Source organism: Oceaniferula marina (assembly GCF_013391475.1).
Lineage (GTDB): Bacteria > Verrucomicrobiota > Verrucomicrobiia > Verrucomicrobiales > Akkermansiaceae > Oceaniferula > Oceaniferula marina.
The window spans coordinates 700,253-719,692 of sequence record NZ_JACBAZ010000004.1; the positions used below are offsets into that span (position 1 = coordinate 700,253).

Here is a 19,440-nt window from a genome sequence, read left to right on the forward strand (position 1 = left end):
TATCATGATTTAAAATCCCATGCGTAAACCGGAAGATGAATTGGCCCAGCTGCAGCAGGCTTCCCTGCTGCGCAGCATCCCTGATGAGGAGGCCTCTCTGATCAATTTTGCTTCCAACGATTACCTCGGCCTCGCCCGCCATCCCGGAATCGCGGAAGCCTGGACCGATGCCATCCAACGCTACGGCAACGGCTCCACTGCATCGCGACTCATCTGTGGAACCTCCCCGGCCCACCGTGAGCTTGAATCCACCCTTGCCGAGGCCAAAGGCACCGAAGCCGCCATCTCCTTTGCCACCGGCTACAGCACCTCCGTTGGCATCCTCACGTCCCTCCTACAAAAAGGAGACACCGTGATCCTCGACAAACTCTGCCATGCCAGCCTGATCGATGGCGCCAGAATGAGCGGAGCCACCATTCGCGTCTTTCCCCACAACCACCTCCCCAAACTCCGAACCCTGCTCACCTCCACCGCAGATAAAGCCAGTTCGGACAGCCGGACACTTGTCGTCACCGAGTCCATCTTCAGCATGGATGGAGATGCAGCCCCGCTGAAAGAAATCAGCGACCTCTGCAAAGAATACCAAGCTCTGCTCATGGTCGATGAAGCACACGGACTCGGCATCCTCGGACCTACCGGCATGGGCCTCGCTGAAAAACTCGGCCTTCAGGGCGCAATCGATTTCCATATGGGCACTCTGGGGAAAGCTGCAGGTGTTGGCGGCGGCTACCTCGCAGCCAAACAGATCTGGGTTGACCTTTTCATCAACCGAGCCCGCTCATTTATCTATTCAACCGCTCCGCCACCGGCACAAGCCGCCGCATCAGCCGAAGCCATCCGCATCATTCGCAGTCAGGAAGGAGCACAACTCCGTCAACGACTGTGGCAAAATATATCCACGCTGCAAGACGCACTCCAACTTCCGAAACAACCAGGTTCTGCTATCATTCCCTGGATGATTGGTGAATCCAAAGAAGCTCTGCAACTTTCTAAAATACTTCGAGATTTAGGCATGCGCGTTCCCGCCATTCGCTATCCGACCGTGCCACGTAAGACTGCCCGCCTGCGCATCACGCTGAGTGCTGCACACAATCCATCCGAGATCTCGGAGCTCGCAAAAACCCTGATCGATCGAAGCCAGTAAAAATCAAACCCGGGATTATTCCGTTGAACCCTTGATTCGATAAACCAGAACCTTGTTATCCAGAAAACTGGGAACGTATAGCAAGCCTTGCTCCCGGTTGATCCCGATATCCGCGGGTGTCGTCACATCCGCCAGCTTCGTTACCCGCTGACGGTCTGCACTTACATGACACACTTGGTTTCCTTTGAAATCGGACACCAGAAACGATCCGTCGTCGAGTGTTTCAATACCATCCAAGTTGGTAAAATGCTCAGCCAGGCCAAAGGCCACTGGAGCCTTTTTGCCCGAGGGATCCAACTCGTAAAGGTCATGCAGGTCCCAGCTAACAGCAAACATCTTGTCCCCACGAAAGGTCAAACCATTCACCCCGGCAGGTGCCTGAATTTCCCGCTGTGTGCCATCAGGCGAAATACAAAACACCTTCCCCTGAGCGACATCAGACAACCAAACCGAACGACCGTCCGTCGCTAAATCATTGGCCTTTTCAAACCCCTGCGCCACGACAGCCAGCCCCTCTCCTGTGATTGCATCACAGCGCAGCAAACGGGTGTTATCGGTAAAATACAAATCAGAGCCCAAGCGGCACATCCCCTTCGCCGAATGAATCGGAAACTCCTCCGAACTGTCCAGCCAGCGCAAATCACGCTTTTGCAAATCAGCAGAGATCCGACTGATGTGTGAGCGGCCGTCATCATTCCAATATTCGCCCGGCTCACTTTCAATATTGGAGACATAAAGCACATCCCCATCGGCCAAGACACACTCCGGAACATCAAAACCATCGATCGTTTCCAGCAACACGAGCCCAACTTTCACGGAGGACGTTTCCCCGCCCTTTTCACAGCCCGTTATCATCAAGCCACCAAACGCCAACAAAACAGACGAAATCCCATATAAACGAATCCTTTGCATCATTGCCCTGTCATACGACACCCCCAACCCGATTCTTGCAGTGAAGCGTGGATGCCTATCGTGCAGCCAGCCGACGAACCAACATCGATACTTAAACCTCCGTTTGTCGATTCAGGCCCTTGCGAAATGCCGCTGGAGTGGCGCCTTCGACATCACGAAAAGCCATGTAGAAAGAGCGAATATTTCCAAAACCACAACGCTCGCTTACGACCTCCACAGGCGAAGTGATTGTTCTGAGCAGGTTTCTTGCCATCGCCACGCGCTGATACCGAATCTCTTCAGCTGGCTTTCTGACATGAGAACGTTGGAAAATAAGATACAACTTGCGCAAGCTAACCGAACACAAGTTCGCCAGCATGGGACAATCGAACTCCGGACGGGTAAAGTGAGTCCGTATCACCTTCATCGCACGATGAAACTCTGGATCTCTCAACTCCCCGGCCAGCAACGAAGTGCTCGCCCGTGCCCTCACACCGGATGGGGCCACCTTGTGATGCGCCGGTTTTCCAGCGACCCCCTGAAAAAGCGATTCCAGTAACTCCGCAGCGCGATAGCCAACCTGAAACAAATTGTTATCCACACTGCTCAAGGGGATTTGTAACGAGTCACAGATCAATGGGTCATTTCTGACACCGATCACGGCCAAGCGGTCAGGAACACCGATCCCCGCATCCAGACACGCCTCAATCACCTCGGTGGCAAATTCATCATTCTGGCAAAACACCGCCGTCCCCGCCGGCAACTGGGAAAGCTCCTCCATCAACCAATGATGCCTGCTCAGCCAGTCCCCGGAATCAGCAACCAACAAACAACATGGCATTCCCTGCTCCTTGAGGACCTTGACAAAATGATTCACCCTCACGCCAACAAGATCCCGACTCGGACAATAACAAGCAAACTGCCGAAACCCTTTGGCCTGAAAATGCTCAATCGCTTGCTCTACAATCGCACAGTGGTCGTCTGATACCGAGTGATATTCATCCACATCCTCACCGGTATGGCCAACCAACACCAGATTCCCGCCAACCCAAGGGTATCGTTCTTTGATTTTTTTCCGATATTCCACCGCCGCTATCACTCCCATTCCATGCCAATGAGCAGGAAAAGGATCCCCCCCCAATGCCACGCCCGCCTCCAAATGCCAACCGTGGCCGGCAGCAAAACGAGCAATACCATGATGTAACTTCGGATGATACCAGTTCAGAGCCAGTAATACGCCCCGCCTCACCCCCCGTTCCTGTATCTGATGCTCCATGGCTGAACTCCCTAGCTTAGATTGCACGATTATTCCATAAAAATGCACATTCATGTATTATCAGAGATTGAGATTCCTGACAGCTTTGATCGTCCACTGTGATCTGTCACGGACAGGTACCGATGGACTCTTCAAAAGAAACCAAGTAAACCAATATGAAATACACCACCTTCACCGCAGCATGCTCTCTGCTATCACTCAGCTACGCGGGTGCCGCGACTTCCTTCACTGGCGGAGCCTTGAATAATGCCGGCAACTGGGACAACGGCCTCCCCACAGCTGGCAACGACGGCAACATCGCTGTAGCCGGAGACCTCGGCAACCTCGATGTCAATACAGCAGGAGCTGTCAGCGTCAATCACACCTCCGCCACCCTAACAAAAACAGGAGTCAGTTACACCGATGCCACGTTTGAAAATTCAAACGCAGGTGGCACGTTGGCTTGGAACATGTCCGGAAATGCCAGCATTGACGGGAACCGGGTTCTCAGTTTTGATGATCATACCACAGCTACAATTTCCGGTGGCAGCATCGTCTCTTCAGGAGTGGGGGGATCACGCCTCCAGTCCCTGGCATCAAGCACTGTGGTTAACATCACAGGTGGCACCTTCACCAATCTCGGATTTTGGGCCGTCGATGGCAGTCTCAGCCTCATCGGCGGGAATGCTGATCTAGGAACACAGAACGTCAGGGTGAGTGGCTCCGGCTCCATCACCATGGGTGGAAACTTCACTTTAACCGGTGCGGCTACAACCGCAGCAAACAACCAGTATTTCTTCACAGGGTCAACCATCACGCTTCAAGCAGATTGGTCCGGAAGTATGAGTAATGCGAACTGGGACAAAGCGGCTTGGATCAGTGAGATCGAAAGCATCAACCTCGTCTACGATGGAACAACCATTAACGGGGCCAACTTCGACACCTATTTTTCGGAAAGCAACGGCACCATCACCGCGATTCCCGAACCAAGCGCCACAACCTTGCTCGGACTGAGCGGGTTCGCCTTGATCCTCCGTCGGCGAAAATAAGCTTCCCCCCTCAAGCTTTATTCCTTATCAGCCTTTCTGGAACGATTCATCCGGAAGGGCTTTTTCCGGTACCTCACTCAGGTCTCACTTCAACATCCTCATGCCGCAACTCCATCTCCTCGCCCTCACCCTACTGATCACTCTGGGTTTGACTGCAATCGCCCCAGCCTCACATCCCGCAGCCACCACAGAACGACCAAACGTCATTCTGATCCTCGCCGATGACCTCGGTGCTGGTATGCTCGGCCACAATGGCCAGAAGATTGTCACCACGCCACACATCGACCGACTCGCGGCCGAGGGGATCTCACTCACCAATCACTATGGCAACACCTACTGCGCTCCCGCACGCTGGAGCCTGCTGACCGGGATGCACAACGGCCGCAAAGGCTCAGGTTCTCAAGCCGGTGGAGGAGCGCTGATCAAACTCGACCAACAAAATCTCAGCCCCGAAGCATGGGATACCGCCTTCAAAAAAATACAAACCAAGGCTCGTCCAATTCCCGACAACGAAGTCTTCCTCGCTCAGATTGCGCAACAAGCCGGCTACCACACCGCCGAGTTCGGCAAGCTCGACATTGGCTTCCTCACTTGGAACACGCGCCTGCAACGCCATGGCTGGGACCACCACTTCGGGTTCTACGATCATGTTCGTGCCCATGGTTTTTTTCCTCCTTACCTCTGGAAAAATGGTCAAAAAATCAAGCTCCCGGGGAATAAGGACATCCGCTGTGGCAAGATGAGTGAACGCGGAAACGACCCGGTAGGATCAGGTGGCACAACCTACTCCCAGGACGTATTCGATAGAGAGATCATCAACTACATTCGCCAACAACGGTCCGAACGATTCTTCCTCTATCATCCAAGCCAGCTTCCCCACGGTCCCGTTGCCGTCACCGAGCTTCACCCGGATTTTGCCACGCGCAAGGACCTCACGCTTTCTGAAAAAAAATACGCAACCATGGTCAAATCCCTCGACAACACGGTTGGCAAAATCATGGCCGAACTCAAGCGTCTCGATCTCGACAAAAAAACCATCGTCTTTTTTTCCTCAGACAATGGCCACGAAACCTACTACCAAAATGCCCAAAAACAACTACCGAAACATCTTTGGCGTTCAGGTAAACTCGCAGACGGCAGCAAGTCGAATGTCACCGATAAAAAATGGAGAGGCACCAATGGTGGGGACATATTTAATGGCAATGGAGGTCGCGCCGGACTCAAATGGAGCACCTGGCAAGGTGGTGTCCATTGCCCGATGATCGTCCGCTGGCCTGAGAAAATCCAGCCCGGCAGCCGAACCAGCCATCTAAGTGCACACTACGATTTCATGCCAACTCTCGCTGACATCGTTGGCAGCCAACAACCAGAAAATAAAGATGGCATTTCCTACCTACCTAAGTTGTTAGGGAGAAATCAACCCAACACCCACGATTGGATTTTCATTCAAAACACCGGCCCGCGTAGCCTCAGTGCCCTCATCACCCGCAAGGGATACAAACTCATCCAACTCAAAGACAAGAGCTACCAACTCTACCATATCCTCAAAGATCCGGGAGAACACCACAACATAGCCAAACAACATCCCGAACTGGTCAAACAACTCATCCCTGTGTTTGAAACACAGCAAAACTCCGGGCGCCCGGATCTGCAATCATACGCCCCCCGATAGCTCACTCTCTTCGAGGCCTTTGATTGAGGGACAACGATAGGCCCCCACAGCCTTATAAAGGCTTATAGAAGGCTTTGTCAGATTGCACACTATTCAGGCGGGGCCACTCCTGTTCTGGATTTTTTAGCGAACTCGGCGTGTTGTTTGAGCACAGGGGAATTTTCAGGATGGTTGTGTACACTCACGGTTGCTCCAGGGTCGTTTTTCAAATCATACAACTCCACGGCATCGATTTTGTTGGTCTTTCGGTCAACCCACTCGGTGTAGCGCCAGTTTTGGGTGCGCACACTGGTTCCGCGGAGGCTCAACTTACGCCGGCCGTCCCGTTTATGGTACTGACTAAATGCAGCCTGTTTCCATTTGAGGCCAGGGTTATCGAATAATGGATGAAAGCTATGCCCCTGACAATGTTTGGGCACCGGTATACCTGCCAGCTCACAGAGACTTGGATAAATATCGACAAACTCTGCCAGAGCATCGGTCTTCTGTCCCCTTGTCTTACCTGGCACCCGAATAATCATGGGAACCCGGGTGGCTATTTCCTCATTGGTATGTTTGCACCAATCTCCAAAATCACCGAGATACCATCCGTGATCCCCCCAAAGAATAACAATGGTATTGTCCTTCAATCCCAATTTCTCAAGTGCATCGAGCACGTGACCAACATTGCGATCCGTGTAGCTAACAGAAGCATAATACCCATGAATAAGCTCACGCGTCTTATCATCATCCAGAGCGACGGCCTTGGCATCGATATCAGCGTATGATTTTAATTCGCCCCACGTCGAGTGGGCATACTTCGGGCTGTTCTTCGCATTTTCCCGGGATGGAACCGCAATTGTTTTCCGATCATACAGATCCCAATACTTTCCGGGAGCTACAAATGGAAGGTGCGGTTTGGAAAATCCTACAGCAAGAAAAAATGGTTGATCCGGCTGCTTGGCGAAGCCCTCAAGACGCGCAACCGCTTCATCCGCCACCTTGCCGTCGCCGTATACATTATCAGGCACACGTCCCCCATTTTCTGTCGCGGGCCCTATCATACGCCCTTTTTGACGTGGATGTTCGATCATGGCATCCTTTGCAGCCTGTGTCTGATAGTGCCCTCCGCCTGGTCGCCACGGCTGTTCGCTCCAGCCCTTCGGAAAATCATCATTCTTGGCGTGGTAGACTTTGCCTAATGAAATTGTTGTATAGCCATGTTGCTTAAAATGCTGCGGCATGCTGAGCACATCCGGCTGCCGCTTACGCATCGGTGTGTAATAATCCCAGACTTTCGCCGTTTCGGGTCGACTCCCCGATAACAAACTGGCTCGAGACGCACCACACACTGCGACCTGACAATAGGTTTGGTTAAACAAAAAACCCTCATCCGCCAACTTATCAATACTTGGTGAGTGGATGTGCGTTGCTCCATAACAACGTAGCTCCGGCCTGAGGTCATCGATGGCGAACATCAGGATATTCGGACTTTTTGAGCCTGCTTTGAGAGTGCTTATCGAGCTTAGCAAGGCGAGCGTAAGCAACTTGATGAAGAGAACGTTTTTTTTCATGTTTGATACAATAGCTGCGATTAATACTCACCTGGAAGAGTATTTTATTCATCGGCTGACATCAGCGTTGCAGCATCATGCTCGAGTAATAGCCCATGTTTCATTCATCTCTGTTCACATCATCAGCCCGAACAAAGAGGCAAAACAGACCCACACGACTGCATGGTGATGAGCGGAGAAAACAACGATCTTGTTGAACACCCGCGTTTTCAAGGGTGGTTCGGATAGACAGGGGACGCCGAGGAAGGCGCCGTCTCAGGAAGGTCTGGTTGATACTCACGATCCATGATCCTCTGCATCTCGGCAACAAGCTCAGGGTAACTTGATGCGACATTGCTGGTTTCGGATGGGTCGGCATCGAGGTCAAACAGCTCAATGGCATTCCCTCCTCGTTTTACGGCCTTCCATTTACCAGCACGAACGGCATGATCCAGAGAGCCGCGCTGGTGTGACCAAAACAGATATGCATGCTTTTTCTGTTTTTCCAGCGCCCCCTTCATGGTTGGCAAAATAGAAAATCCATCCACGTATCGGGGAGGTTCGACTCCAAGGATGTCGGTGACCGTTGGTAAAAAATCAGCGAAGTACGTAGGCAAATCACTGACGCGCCCTGCTGGGATGGTCCCAGGCCAAGACGCCAACATCGGCACTCGCAAGCCCCCTTCGTAGCTATCCTCCTTACCTCCACGTAAATGCCCGTTGGCATTAAAATAATCGGAAGGTGCCGACCCCCAGACACGCTTCAATTGCCCTCCATTGTCAGAAGTAAAAATAAGCAATGTGTTGTCGGTCAGATTGTGTTCTTCCAGTTTGGCTATCACGGCGCCCACCGAATTGTCAATCATACGGATCTCAGCTCCAAAGTTCCTCCGTGGTTGACTCTGCGACAGATGAACCGATGTGTTCGCCGTGTAGGTTTCAGGCCACAACGACGGATCGAACTCAGGGGAATTCAAAACCTCATCACTCGCTACGATCTCCGTGTGGGGCAAGGTGAAAGCCAGATAACAGAAAAATGCCTGCTCGTGATGCTGATCAATAAATTGCAGAGCCTGATCGGTAAAGGCATCGTGGGTGTGCTTCACTCGGTCGGCTGCGTTCGAACTGGTATTCCCCCCGCTGAGCACCGTGTTACCCAGCGGAGACTTCACATTGTCCTCGATCAGGTAACTCGGAAAGTGCCGATGCCCGTGCCCCTGATCCAACATACCGTAAAAACGATCAAACCCACGGTCGAGAGGGGTCTGCCCGCTTCCGAGCCCACCGATGCCCCACTTACCAAACATCCCGGTCATGTAACCCGCCTGCTTAAAAACCTCCGCCACGGTCTTCGTCCGATCCGTGATATCCACATGTGCCCCATTCGGTTTGTAAGGGATATGCCCACTATGAATACCAGTCATCAATGAAGACCGGGAAGGCCCACAAACCGTGCACCCGGCATAAGCATGATTGAAGCGAATTCCGGCACTTGCCAACGAATCGATATGGGGTGTTTGAAGACGCTGCTGACCATACACACTCAGATGATTGTAACCCAGATCATCAGCCATGATAAAGATCACGTTGGGCAAGTCCGGCTGACTTGACGGGTCGTTTGGATTGCTTCCTCTGGCAGCTTCCGCGCCATCGCCAATCCGGTCACCATCGCTGTTGAACATCAAGGGGTCTGTTCCTGTGTCAAGCCCACTAACCCAAACTCCGGTGCGCGACTCGACCCCATCGAGCAAGCCATCTCGGTCGCTATCAGGATTCAAGGCATCGGTTCCGCGGTCCAATAATCCGACCCACACACCCGTACCACTTTCAACCTGATCGGTTAAGCCATCTCCGTCAGTATCCTTTTTGTTCGGGTTCGTCCCTCTCTGCTGTTCCCCGATGTTATCCAATAAATCACCATCCGGATCTTCATCCGGCTTGGCATCCAAATTTCCAAAATGCTCCAGCTCCCATTGGTCAGCCAAGCCATCGGCATCGCTATCCACAAGCGGACGTAGCCAGGCTCCACCTGACCCATCATCCGACAAACTCATGTTCACCCCTGATGCCGCAGGCTGTCCATCTACCGTAATCTGGGCCAGATGATCATTTCTTACAGCAGCGAGAGACTTCCCAGTAAAGTGAATCTCCCATTGACTGCCTTGGCATGCGATGACCGACCCGGTCAAAGGCGAACCCGCTCCCCGCAAGGTAAGAGTCCCATGCCCAAGACTCAGCTCCATTTGATTCGCCCAATCAGTCGAGAGCTTTCCGTCGTTGGATAGACTCACACGCCCGCCGCTCATGCCCCCGGAAGCCGTCATGGTGAGTTCCCCTCCCTTGATTTCCAGTGTGGATGCGAGCTTAAGTTGAGAACTGACATTGCTGGCAATTCCGGTAAAGATTAATGGGTCATTAATCACCACATTGGGGGCCAGAGGGTTTCCGGCCACAGCTCCCCCTCCTTGAATCTCCCAATTCGCCTCCTGAAACAAACTGATATTATCTCCCGCCCCCGTCCACTCCAACACGGCAGCCATCGCTTGCTGACCAAGCAAGCTCATTGAAAATATACAAAGCAGAGATTTACTAACTTTTTTAATCATATCAAGGATGGCTATAATCTAACTTAACTCGGTAAAAAACGGCACGTTGTTCTCCGCTGGGCTCAAGGTATTCCACACGCTCCCAAGTAGAATCAATCGATTGAGCGGAAGAGACGGGTAACTCAACGGGCGTCCAGCCCTGCATGTCGACACTCTTCCATAAAGAGTAACCAAGACCATTCCGTGTAGCGTTCTTCCTGCGAACAAAAACAATACCGGTATCGGAAGTCATCTGATCATAAACACCGGAAGGAAGTCCCAAATGAGCAGCCCCCATGGCAGCATAGGGAAGAGCATGATCACTCGACGGATGCAAGCCAAAGGCATAGGCACTCAAGTTTGTCACCCCATCACCATTGGCATCCCCGGACTCAGGGTGCTCACGGGAGTCCAAACCATAATCATCCATCCAGAATGCATAGCTACCGGCAGCGAGCCCTTCATGATAGATAAAGGGTTTGCCATGCTGTGAGGCCACAACCAAATCAGTCATCTGGTCATCATTCCAATCCGTCAACAAGGAATGCGTCGGACCATCCACCGAGAGCATGAGTTTGCGGTGCGGTTCCAATCGACCATCCCCAGTGGATTTCATCCACTCAAACGAATCGCCGGCAAAGGAACGCAAGAGGGCATCGGCATAGCCGTCACCATCACAATCAACCAAGGCCTCGAGCTCGAATCCAACACATGAACCCGACTGATGTACAGGCTCGGAAAATTGTCCTGCCTGATCACAGCTTAGCACGCTGATGTTGCCAGTCATGGAAGAAACTCCGAGCAGTTCGTCCCCACCGCCGTCAATATCACCCAGTAAAAAACGACTCCACCCTCGCCCGCACGTTTGGTTCAGCACCCATTGCCCTGCTCCCTGGTTTTTCCACACACTCACCCTACCGGGTTGCACATCCAATACCAACAGCTCTGGAAGTCCGTCTTGATCCAGATCCCTCACTTCTAACTGAACGGGAGCAGAGTCCAGCACACCGATCACCTGCTTCTCTCCAAAACCTCCCGATGCAAGACGAGGCATCCAAAACAACTCCCTGTCATGATCCGTCACACCCACCAAATCTTCGCGAAAATCACCATCCAGATCATACGCAGACAAAGAAACCACCGCATCCAAGCCCGATTGAATGACACCGCGGGAGTCAAAGCCTCCCGCCCCATTATTATAAAACACTTGAAGGTTCCGCTCCCATCGGGATGCCACCACGATGTCGTGATCCCCATCCCCGTCAGCATCTGTCACACACAAGGAAGAGGCACCAGCAACATCATCCGCAATCATGGAGCAGGTTCCACCATTGAAAAGATCCACCCAGCCAAGCGTATCTCCGGAAGAACTCGTAAACACGGCATCGGGATTTGTATCCGCATTGATCAAGCCTCTACAAATGGCGGTCACAAGCATATCACCACCAAGTCCGTCCACTGCACGAGCTTCAAGGGGAACTTCACGGTCCAAACCAAAGGGCCCGGCAGTCAAGCCAAGGGTCGACACCATCAAGACACCAAACAATTGCAGATTCATGGCATTACTTCTCGGATCCTTCTTGGTACAGGCTCTGCACAGCAGCTGCAGGCAGCACTCCCTGATAGACTTTCAACTCATCGATCGTTCCTTGGAAATTATAACCAATCACACAAGAAGCTGACTTTTCATCGTCCAACTCCGTGAGCACGATATTCTCTTTGTAGGCACTGACAGCTTCGGGCACACCATCCACATAGAGTTTGATCGATTCAGGAGTTCCTTCTCCCGATCCATCATACACTGAAACCACATGGTGCCATTCACCATCCCGTAAATCCGTTGAGCCAATCACATAGCCATAACCAAATTCAGTTCGTATGGCACCTCTCACTCCTCCTTCTTTTTCACGTTCCGGATTCAAGGTCATCCGCCATTTGGCCCCATCTTCAAAGTGTTCCCCCCAACCAATAATCGCTCCGACAGGTTGATGCTTGGGACTCTTAATCCAACAAGCAATCGTACGAGGGCGATCCCCGTCAATCCCTGACCAATTGGTTCTGAGCCCGCCATTATCTGCTGCAAACGCCACAGCGCGCCCTCTTCTTCCCGGAACCTGAACAACGCTCGAACGGGTCGGAACCGATTCAATGGAACTCGCTATCACCTCGGTCCCCGAGGTCATCCTTGGATGATCCAAATCCACATCCATTGACCAATGCAAATAGGGAAGACCTTTCGGTAACGAGGTAAGAAACTCACCCTTGGACAAAGGGACATGACTGAAGTTTCCAGTAAAGTGAACCTCACGCGCCATACCCGCAGACAACTGCTCCGTGCGCCGGATCCCCTTGCGCGACAATCCTTTCAGCGTTGTCACTTCGACTCTTCCGTCGAGAACATGCACCTGATCATAACGGCTGTCCTGACCGTGGGAAACAACCCCAAACTCAGTCCCCAAATCAATCGCCCGAACTTGTGGCGTCTCCACCGTAAAGCCCGTGGCCTCAGGGGGAACTTTGAACCAGGCTTTCCCCCGGTGTAATGCAAGCTCGGAGGCATCGACCATGGTCAACTCCGCTGGAGCCTGAACAATCGACTTCACTCCGGAAGACAAGCTAAGTTCTATCGTCCCCTGTGAGAGCTTCAGCGAAGATCCTGGAACCAAGGCATTCGCACCAGAGTCCACATCTGCTCCTTCCGCATGACTGATCGTAAATTCCGAGTAGGGCGCAACATGGATGCTCGCCAAAACCTCCGGCTCGGGAGCCATCACCATACGCATCATCACAGCCACCGCGACCAGCACGGCTGCCGCCGCCAAGCAGGCCCGGAATACTCCGGCCTTGCGCTGCTTTTTAAGATAGAGGTCAATTGGCACGACGGCTTCACCAGCGGCCACACCACCATGCTCAGACTCCACTTCTAACATATTGTGCAGTTCCAACAGCTTGAGGTAGCGCTTTCTTGCTTCTTCATTCTGGAGTAAAACGTCCTGCAACTGTTGATATTCTTCATCTGTGATCGTTTCATCACACAAGGCATAGATCAATCGGTCCAGCTCCTTTGTATTATAAGCACTCATACCTGCACCTCCCCCTGTTTCATTTTCCCATCAATACAATCGCGCAGAACTGTCCGTAAACGATTCAGAGTTACCCGCAGACTTCCTTCGGACCGGCCATCACGTCGCGCAAAGTCAACCAAGGTTTCCAGCTTTCCGTAACGAGAATCGATCAATGCCCTATCTCTGCTTTTCAACCCCCGCAAGCATTGCTCCAAAGCCCTATGTTGCTGGTCCAGCAACTCATCACTCCAGTCGTGGGGAGTCTGCTCAATCAGTTCAATCAATCGATCATCAAAGACCAGGCGATGGTCCCGTTTCATTTTTTTGCGATGCTCAAAAGAACGGTACCGGGCAACCGTAAATGCCCAGGCTTTAAAATTGCTTCCCCTCTTAAAATCTCCACGTTTTTCCCACAACACCAGGTTGGTGTTTTGCAACACATCCCGGACATCCGACGCATTGGGAATCAATGAACGAATATAACCACGCAACATCAGCTGATGATCTGTCAACAAGGCAACAAATTCAGCCAATTCCGGTGCGTCATGTTTGGATCGCTTACTCATACTGAGCTATCTACCCGTGAACTATACCCCTCCGACGGTTCCAATCAACCCCCATCGCAGGGAACATGGTATGCTGGGAAAAATATCTTCCCCAGCATACCTGTGAATCGACTTACTTCCTACGGCGAAGAATCATGGCCATGCCACCAAGCCCAAGCAGGGCCGCAGCTGAAGGTTCAGGAACAGCTGTAGCAGTCAAGATCGACCCACTTCCGCCGTCTGAGACCAGAGTCACATTCACTCCGATTTCAGCCGCCTGGCCACCGACAGTGATCTTTCCGAGGTGCTCCGATGTCGCGTCTCCGACCGATTCAGCCAGGAAATTAATCACTCCACCTGCAGCTAGATCAACCGAGGCTCCATTTGGCAAAGGATCATTTCCTCCACGCAGGGTCAAGGCACTGGTTCCGTCAATGTCCACAGTCAAATTGGCCCCGGCAAACTGGGTATTATATAATGACCCGTTGGTCAGAATAAGTGCTCCAGCACCGTTGGTTCCATTGATACTTGCTGTCCCGATCGATGACGCATTCAAAGTCAAGGAGGTAGCAATGTCGCCCAGCACAAGAGCTCCGATATTGGTCAGCGACGTCGAGGAAATAAAGTAATCGTCCACGGCCAAGGCTGTACCAGGGTCAATTGGGCCCGTTGCCGGGGTGCCCCCATCATCCGTCCAGTTAGCTTCTGCGAAAAACGAACTTCCGTCGCCTCCGCCCGTCCAAGTTGTGGCAGCGGAAAGCGGAAGCGCCAAGGCCGCCATCATCATGGTGATATGCGTTGTTTTTGTCATATAATTCTGTGTTTATGGTTGGTGGAGAGGACTCGTCATACTCACGCCATCAACGCGCTCGCTGGACAAAGCCATACTCCGATACCATACACAGGAACTTTACTCCCCGAATGTTAACACAAAATTTCACACTAAATCCTGATCAATTGAATCCTCCGCTCAGCGAGCCACGGAAACAAGAGGCGCTCCGGTCATTTGCAAACGTTTATACTTCACGCTCAATATCAAGGCGTTGGTCGCCGTCGCACTCAAGCGCGGGGCCGCACTGAAATCCTGTGCGTTGTTATCCCGGTTCGGTTGGTAGTAAAAGGTCCCGTCAGGACACTGGGCCAAGGCAAAGTGCCAACGGTTATAATCCATCAGCTTGCGGAACATCTCGGGATCAGGTAGAGCGCCCAGAGCGGTCCATGCCATTCCCAGCAAGGGAGAGCCGTGCGTGTCAGGGAACGTGACCGGATGATTCCCAATACACGACGCATTGAGTCTGGCGAAATCTGCATATTCTTTTCCTCCAAGCGGACTCAGGTAATGTGCAATGGCAGAAGCCCCAGTCCGTCCCATATCGGCATATTTCGGGTTTTGTTTGCCACCATCTTTATACCAGACGTAACCGATACCATTGGTTCCCCGGTCAACAAAGGCATGAGCCGCCTTGTATTTCTCCTGATCCACCTTCAGGCCACAACGCATCATCAATGCCCAGGCCATTTTTGCCTGCATCGTAATCACATTGATCGCCCCGTAGCCGTTGCCACCCGGTCGATCAGCGGGGCGATGCCCCCAACCACCATTTTTCATCTGTGCCTTGTGCAGCCAACGGTTGATTTCATCCAACTCTTTGAGAACCCACTGCTCACGGGTCAGCAAATAGTATTCAGCCAACAACACACCATACAGGCTGTACTTCCAGCAATCCAAGCCCCGATAAGCAATGGTATCATCCGTCACCTGTGCACAATATCGCACAGCCTTTCCGACAGATTCCATGTGGGCCTTTTCGCCACTCCCTAGCAATGCCAAAGCCGCAAAGGCATTGATATGGGGCCGCCCATGCCAGGACCCGTCCTCCTTTTGTTTGGAGACCAAATAGGCATACATTTCACCCAACATTTTATCTGTCTTCGCACAGTTGTAAGGGTAGGTCTTGGACAAAGCCCCATAGCGCTGACCCAGCGAAAGCTCTACCTCCACACGCTTGCCATCGCGAACAACATCCAGCTTCAACACCCCCTTATGATTTCCCTGGGCATCTTCCAAGGCATTCCCCATCTCCATCATCGGGCCTTCATAACCGAAAAAATCCACCCCGTAGCCAAACTTGTGAGGCTTGGAAAATACCTTCCCCCGGACACCGACAATACGATCCCCTGTCTTCAACTTTCCTGCGGCCGGAGTCCCGTCAAACACATAGGCAACTTCAAACTCCTTGGGCGCATCCAGAAGAATCTTCGCCCGGGCCCCGGTGATGCCGAGGTTGATGAACCAGCCACCGGCCTGGGCATCAGGCATCACCTTGGTTGTCTTGCTCCAGGTGTCACGTTTACGCAACGCCGTAGCAGGCAAAAGAGTCAACCCCAAACACAAGGCCGTGCAGCACCGTAGATTCCATCGCGCAAACTCTCCTCTCGTTTTCATATCGTGCTCATCACTATGAAGCCCCCAACTCCAATGACCAGCCATTTCGCATTTCACTTTGATCAACTTTTTTATGGAAAAATCGATCATTCAGATCCTGTGTGCTATACATCGAAGCAAGCCGTATGCCTTCTACCATCCATCCCGAACAACAGTTCATCCAACTCATCACCGAGCACCAATCCGAACTGGCTGCCTATATCCGGTCCATCATGCCCACGGCTCCCGGAAAAAAGGACGTTCTCCAAGAAACCAATATCGTGCTTTGGGAAAAACGCAACGAACTCAGAGACCTCTCAGGCTTCACCCCCTGGGCATACCGCATCGCCTATTTCCAAACGCTCGCCCACCTCAAAAAGCGTAAGCGTCAAAAAACGGTTTATCTCGAACCCGATGTCCTCGACCAAATCGCTACCGAACATTCATTCATCGGCAGCCAGGAGGAAGGCATACGGGCAGCAGACGCATTAAACCATTGTCTGACCAAACTCACCCCCGATGATTATCAACTCGTCACCTTCCATTACCAACAACATGGGGGACTCAAAGAATATGCCCAACAAATCAAAAGCTCGCTGGGCCGGGTAAAACACGCCCTGATCCGCATCCGTGGCAACCTCAGAACCTGCATCGAACACCAACTCGATGCCTAAAGAACATCATGGATCAACAAAACACCATCCCCCCGACTCACCGAGAGCTTATCCAAAGCTTGATTGACGGCACCCTCAGCCCGATTGAAAGCCAACGCATCAATCAACTCCTTCGCGATGACGTCGTGCTACGCGAATTTTATATCCGCCAAATCCGCACGGACGAACTGCTCGCAGCACACTTCGAACTTCCGAATAGCCAAGTGGTTCTCAAAAGGCCGGAACCTCAAATATCCAAGAAAAAACATCTCACGGTTGTCACCATGGCCGTTGCCTTGGGCATGGCTGCAGCCATCGCCTTGATGCTGGTATTTCGAGCCCCCGAATCAACCACAGCACAGGACGACCACTCACTGTATTCTGAATTCATCCCAGCCCCCGACCGCACCCCCGTCGCTATGGTGTCCGGAACCAACAACGTCAACTGGGCCGCATCTTCAGGTCAAGTGCGTCCCGGCCATTGGCTCTCGGCCGGAAAAATCGACCTCAAGGAGGGCATCCTCGAGCTAAGCTACGACACCGGCACCCAGGTGCTCATCAAAGCTCCAGCTGTCTATTACATCGAAGCGGAAAGTAAAGGCTACCTCGAAAAAGGATCCATCAAAGCCCACAGCTCCCAGACTCTCGCGAACTTTGAAGTAGAAACCCCCAACAGCCAACTCATCGATCTGGGAACCACCTTCGGTGTCACCGTGCTCAGTGCCCTCAGGACCGAAGTCCATGTGATCGAAGGACTCGTCAAAGCCAAATCCCTCATAGATCCGGACACGGAATGGAAAATGCTCCTCAAAGGTAAAGCCCTGCGCATCAAGAGCACAGAAGACTTTAATACGGACTATGATCGCTTTCCGGCCGACACCAGCCTTTATGATTGGGCTCCTCCCGAACGAGCCAAGCGCCCGCAAAGCATCCACTACCATCATTGGTCATTCGATCAACTCAACGGCTCCCAACTTCAAGACAGCGGACAACATCCAGACTCACCCTCATTTCCAGCCCACACTGTCGACATCTCCGAATCTACCACCTCTCATCAGTGGCTGACCCAGGGACGTTTTGGCAAGGCCCTCCATCTTGACGGCAACCAACGTTTTCTTCGCACCGATTTTCCTGGCATCGAAGGTAACGCATCCCGAACCGTCGCCTTCTGGATTCGACTCGGCAAAAATCAACCGAGAGGTGACGCCACCCCTGGAATCGTCTCGTGGGGAAAAAACAAATCCCGTGGGGAAAAATGGCAAATCCGCACGGAGTCGCCACTTCTCAAAGACAACCAGCAAGTCATCCGCACAGAATGCGCATGGGGTCACATGATGGGACAAACCAACTTACACGACGGCCAATGGCATCACGTAGCCAGCGTGTTTATGTCCGCTCCCAATGCCGATATCGCCACCCACGTCAAACACTACGTCGACGGCAAACTCGAAACCCGTGGCAGTATCATCTCCCGCCGAGTTAATACAGCGGTCGCAAAAGACGAACACTCTAACTTCCCCCTCAGCATTGGACTTTCAATGGATACCGGCTTTAGCCCCAGCTACAACAAACTTATAGAACGCCACAAAAAACAACAGTTAAACATCGAAACCCTGAATGGCGATGTCGATGAACTCTACATCTTTGACGCGGCCCTGACACCTTCCGAAATCCTCCAACTCATGCAAAAAAACCGTCCACCCGAATAATTCATTCAAAAAGCTATCAAGAACTCCCAAACGCCTCGGCATATGCCCCGGCGTTTTTTATTTGCCCCTAAAAAAAAACTTTTTTCGTTTTTTCCGACCGTTTGCCATCACGGGGATATGTAACTGTGATATTTGACTCTAGATTTTGTCAAAACGCATCATCTCTACAAAACCAATCATGAAATTCAAGACACCCATCATCACACTCACCAGTGTAGCGGCGCTCACAATCTCGTCACAGGCAGCCACCATCTTCTCTGAAGATTTCACCGGCGATTCCGCTACGAATCTTCAAGGAACAACCACAACTGAAGGAGGACTCACTTGGAATGCCGATGCTCTTTTCAAAGCCAATGGCTCCTACAATGGAGCAGGCAATGCAGATAAATCCGGTTATATCAACCTCGGCGCGGGACCCACGATCAACACCACCTACACTTTAACCACCAGCATGACCACCGTTGGCGACCTGCAATGGTTCTTTGGTTTGGCCGACAGCGCGGCAGACACCAGCTTGCGCGTTCAAGACGGCAATGTGGACAACGCCGTGCTACTGATGTACCGCGGTGTTGGGTCCAGCGATGGTGTGCGACTCGATTTTGTCGACAGCAAGTCTCAAAATGCCAGTGTCATCGCACAAAGCAACGGTCACCCGGCCAACACGCTCTCCATGGTGGTCACCAGCAACAACCTGACCGACGCCAGTATCGAAATGTTCAAAGACGGAGCCTCTCTCGGCACAGTCAACCGCGACATCACTGGTTATCAGTATTTCGTTCTTGGTGCTGAAGCAGGGTCTGGCTCGGGCCAAATCAACTCGATCTCCCTGACCGCAGTGCCTGAGCCCAGCAGTACAGCCCTACTCGGACTCAGCGGACTCAGCCTGATCCTTCGCCGCAAAAAATAATAACATCC

15 protein-coding genes are annotated in these 19,440 nt (G+C 52.2%); 6 read left to right on the top strand and 9 right to left on the bottom strand.

The genetic code is table 11. From position 1 onward, the window contains the following. The first annotated feature begins 19 nt into the window (after positions 1-19). A complete protein-coding gene (locus HW115_RS13010) occupies positions 20-1,144 on the top strand; it encodes an aminotransferase class I/II-fold pyridoxal phosphate-dependent enzyme (protein ID WP_178933301.1) in 1,125 nt (374 codons plus the stop codon). A 15-nt stretch (positions 1,145-1,159) separates the two neighbouring features. Here the strand turns inward: HW115_RS13010 and HW115_RS13015 are convergent, their stop codons facing one another. Together HW115_RS13015 and HW115_RS13020 are read right to left on the bottom strand one after the other, a co-directional pair. Further along, entirely contained in the window at positions 1,160-1,960 is an 801-nt protein-coding gene (locus tag HW115_RS13015; RefSeq protein WP_178933302.1) for an SMP-30/gluconolactonase/LRE family protein, read from the bottom strand. 187 nt (positions 1,961-2,147) lie between these two features. Further along, complete coding sequence (locus HW115_RS13020) at positions 2,148-3,338, bottom strand: AraC family transcriptional regulator (RefSeq protein ID WP_319609294.1); 1,191 nt, start codon at positions 3,336-3,338, stop codon at positions 2,148-2,150. A gap of 128 nt (positions 3,339-3,466) precedes the next feature. On the opposite strand from HW115_RS13020, the gene HW115_RS13025 reads away from it, so the two are divergent. Both HW115_RS13025 and HW115_RS13030 read left to right on the top strand, forming a co-directional pair. Next, positions 3,467-4,339, top strand: a complete 873-nt coding sequence (locus HW115_RS13025) for a PEP-CTERM sorting domain-containing protein (RefSeq protein WP_178933304.1) — start codon at positions 3,467-3,469, stop codon at positions 4,337-4,339. 100 nt (positions 4,340-4,439) lie between these two features. Then, positions 4,440-6,011 (top strand): arylsulfatase, encoded by a 1,572-nt coding sequence (locus HW115_RS13030; RefSeq protein WP_178933305.1) that lies wholly within the window; start codon positions 4,440-4,442, stop codon positions 6,009-6,011. An 89-nt stretch (positions 6,012-6,100) separates the two neighbouring features. Here the strand turns inward: HW115_RS13030 and HW115_RS13035 are convergent, their stop codons facing one another. The 7 genes from HW115_RS13035 to HW115_RS13065 all read right to left on the bottom strand — a co-directional run bounded on the left by HW115_RS13035 (position 6,101) and on the right by HW115_RS13065 (position 16,184). Further along, on the bottom strand, positions 6,101-7,564 hold the full coding sequence (locus tag HW115_RS13035; RefSeq protein ID WP_178933306.1) for a sulfatase: 1,464 nt from the start codon (positions 7,562-7,564) through the stop codon (positions 6,101-6,103). 209 nt (positions 7,565-7,773) lie between these two features. Then, on the bottom strand, positions 7,774-10,149 hold the full coding sequence (locus HW115_RS13040; protein ID WP_227021485.1) for an arylsulfatase: 2,376 nt from the start codon (positions 10,147-10,149) through the stop codon (positions 7,774-7,776). 1 nt (position 10,150) lies between these two features. After that, positions 10,151-11,686, bottom strand: coding sequence for an FG-GAP repeat domain-containing protein (locus HW115_RS13045; protein WP_178933308.1), 1,536 nt, complete (start codon positions 11,684-11,686; stop codon positions 10,151-10,153). Positions 11,687-11,690: 4 nt separating this feature from the next. Then, the gene (locus HW115_RS13050; protein ID WP_178933309.1) at positions 11,691-13,211 is read right to left on the bottom strand and encodes a LamG-like jellyroll fold domain-containing protein; all 1,521 of its coding nucleotides are present in this window, start codon (positions 13,209-13,211) and stop codon (positions 11,691-11,693) included. After that, complete coding sequence (locus HW115_RS13055) at positions 13,208-13,759, bottom strand: sigma-70 family RNA polymerase sigma factor (RefSeq protein WP_178933310.1); 552 nt, start codon at positions 13,757-13,759, stop codon at positions 13,208-13,210. Before HW115_RS13055 ends, HW115_RS13050 begins: the two co-directional genes overlap by 4 nt. Positions 13,760-13,871: 112 nt before the next feature. Next, positions 13,872-14,549, bottom strand: coding sequence for a PEP-CTERM sorting domain-containing protein (locus HW115_RS13060; protein ID WP_178933311.1), 678 nt, complete (start codon positions 14,547-14,549; stop codon positions 13,872-13,874). A 159-nt stretch (positions 14,550-14,708) separates the two neighbouring features. Continuing rightward, positions 14,709-16,184 carry a DUF6288 domain-containing protein gene (locus tag HW115_RS13065; protein WP_178933312.1) on the bottom strand — a complete coding sequence of 492 codons (1,476 nt, stop codon included), beginning with the start codon at positions 16,182-16,184 and terminating at the stop codon, positions 14,709-14,711. A gap of 125 nt (positions 16,185-16,309) precedes the next feature. On the opposite strand from HW115_RS13065, the gene HW115_RS13070 reads away from it, so the two are divergent. The 3 genes from HW115_RS13070 to HW115_RS13080 all read left to right on the top strand — a co-directional run bounded on the left by HW115_RS13070 (position 16,310) and on the right by HW115_RS13080 (position 19,432). Further along, positions 16,310-16,837: a sigma-70 family RNA polymerase sigma factor gene (locus HW115_RS13070; RefSeq protein ID WP_178933313.1), complete on the top strand. Its 528-nt coding sequence runs from the start codon at positions 16,310-16,312 to the stop codon at positions 16,835-16,837. Between the two features lie 8 nt (positions 16,838-16,845). Continuing rightward, positions 16,846-18,525: a LamG-like jellyroll fold domain-containing protein gene (locus HW115_RS13075; protein WP_178933314.1), complete on the top strand. Its 1,680-nt coding sequence runs from the start codon at positions 16,846-16,848 to the stop codon at positions 18,523-18,525. A gap of 178 nt (positions 18,526-18,703) precedes the next feature. After that, positions 18,704-19,432, top strand: a complete 729-nt coding sequence (locus HW115_RS13080; protein WP_178933315.1) for a PEP-CTERM sorting domain-containing protein — start codon at positions 18,704-18,706, stop codon at positions 19,430-19,432. Positions 19,433-19,440: the final 8 nt, after the last annotated feature.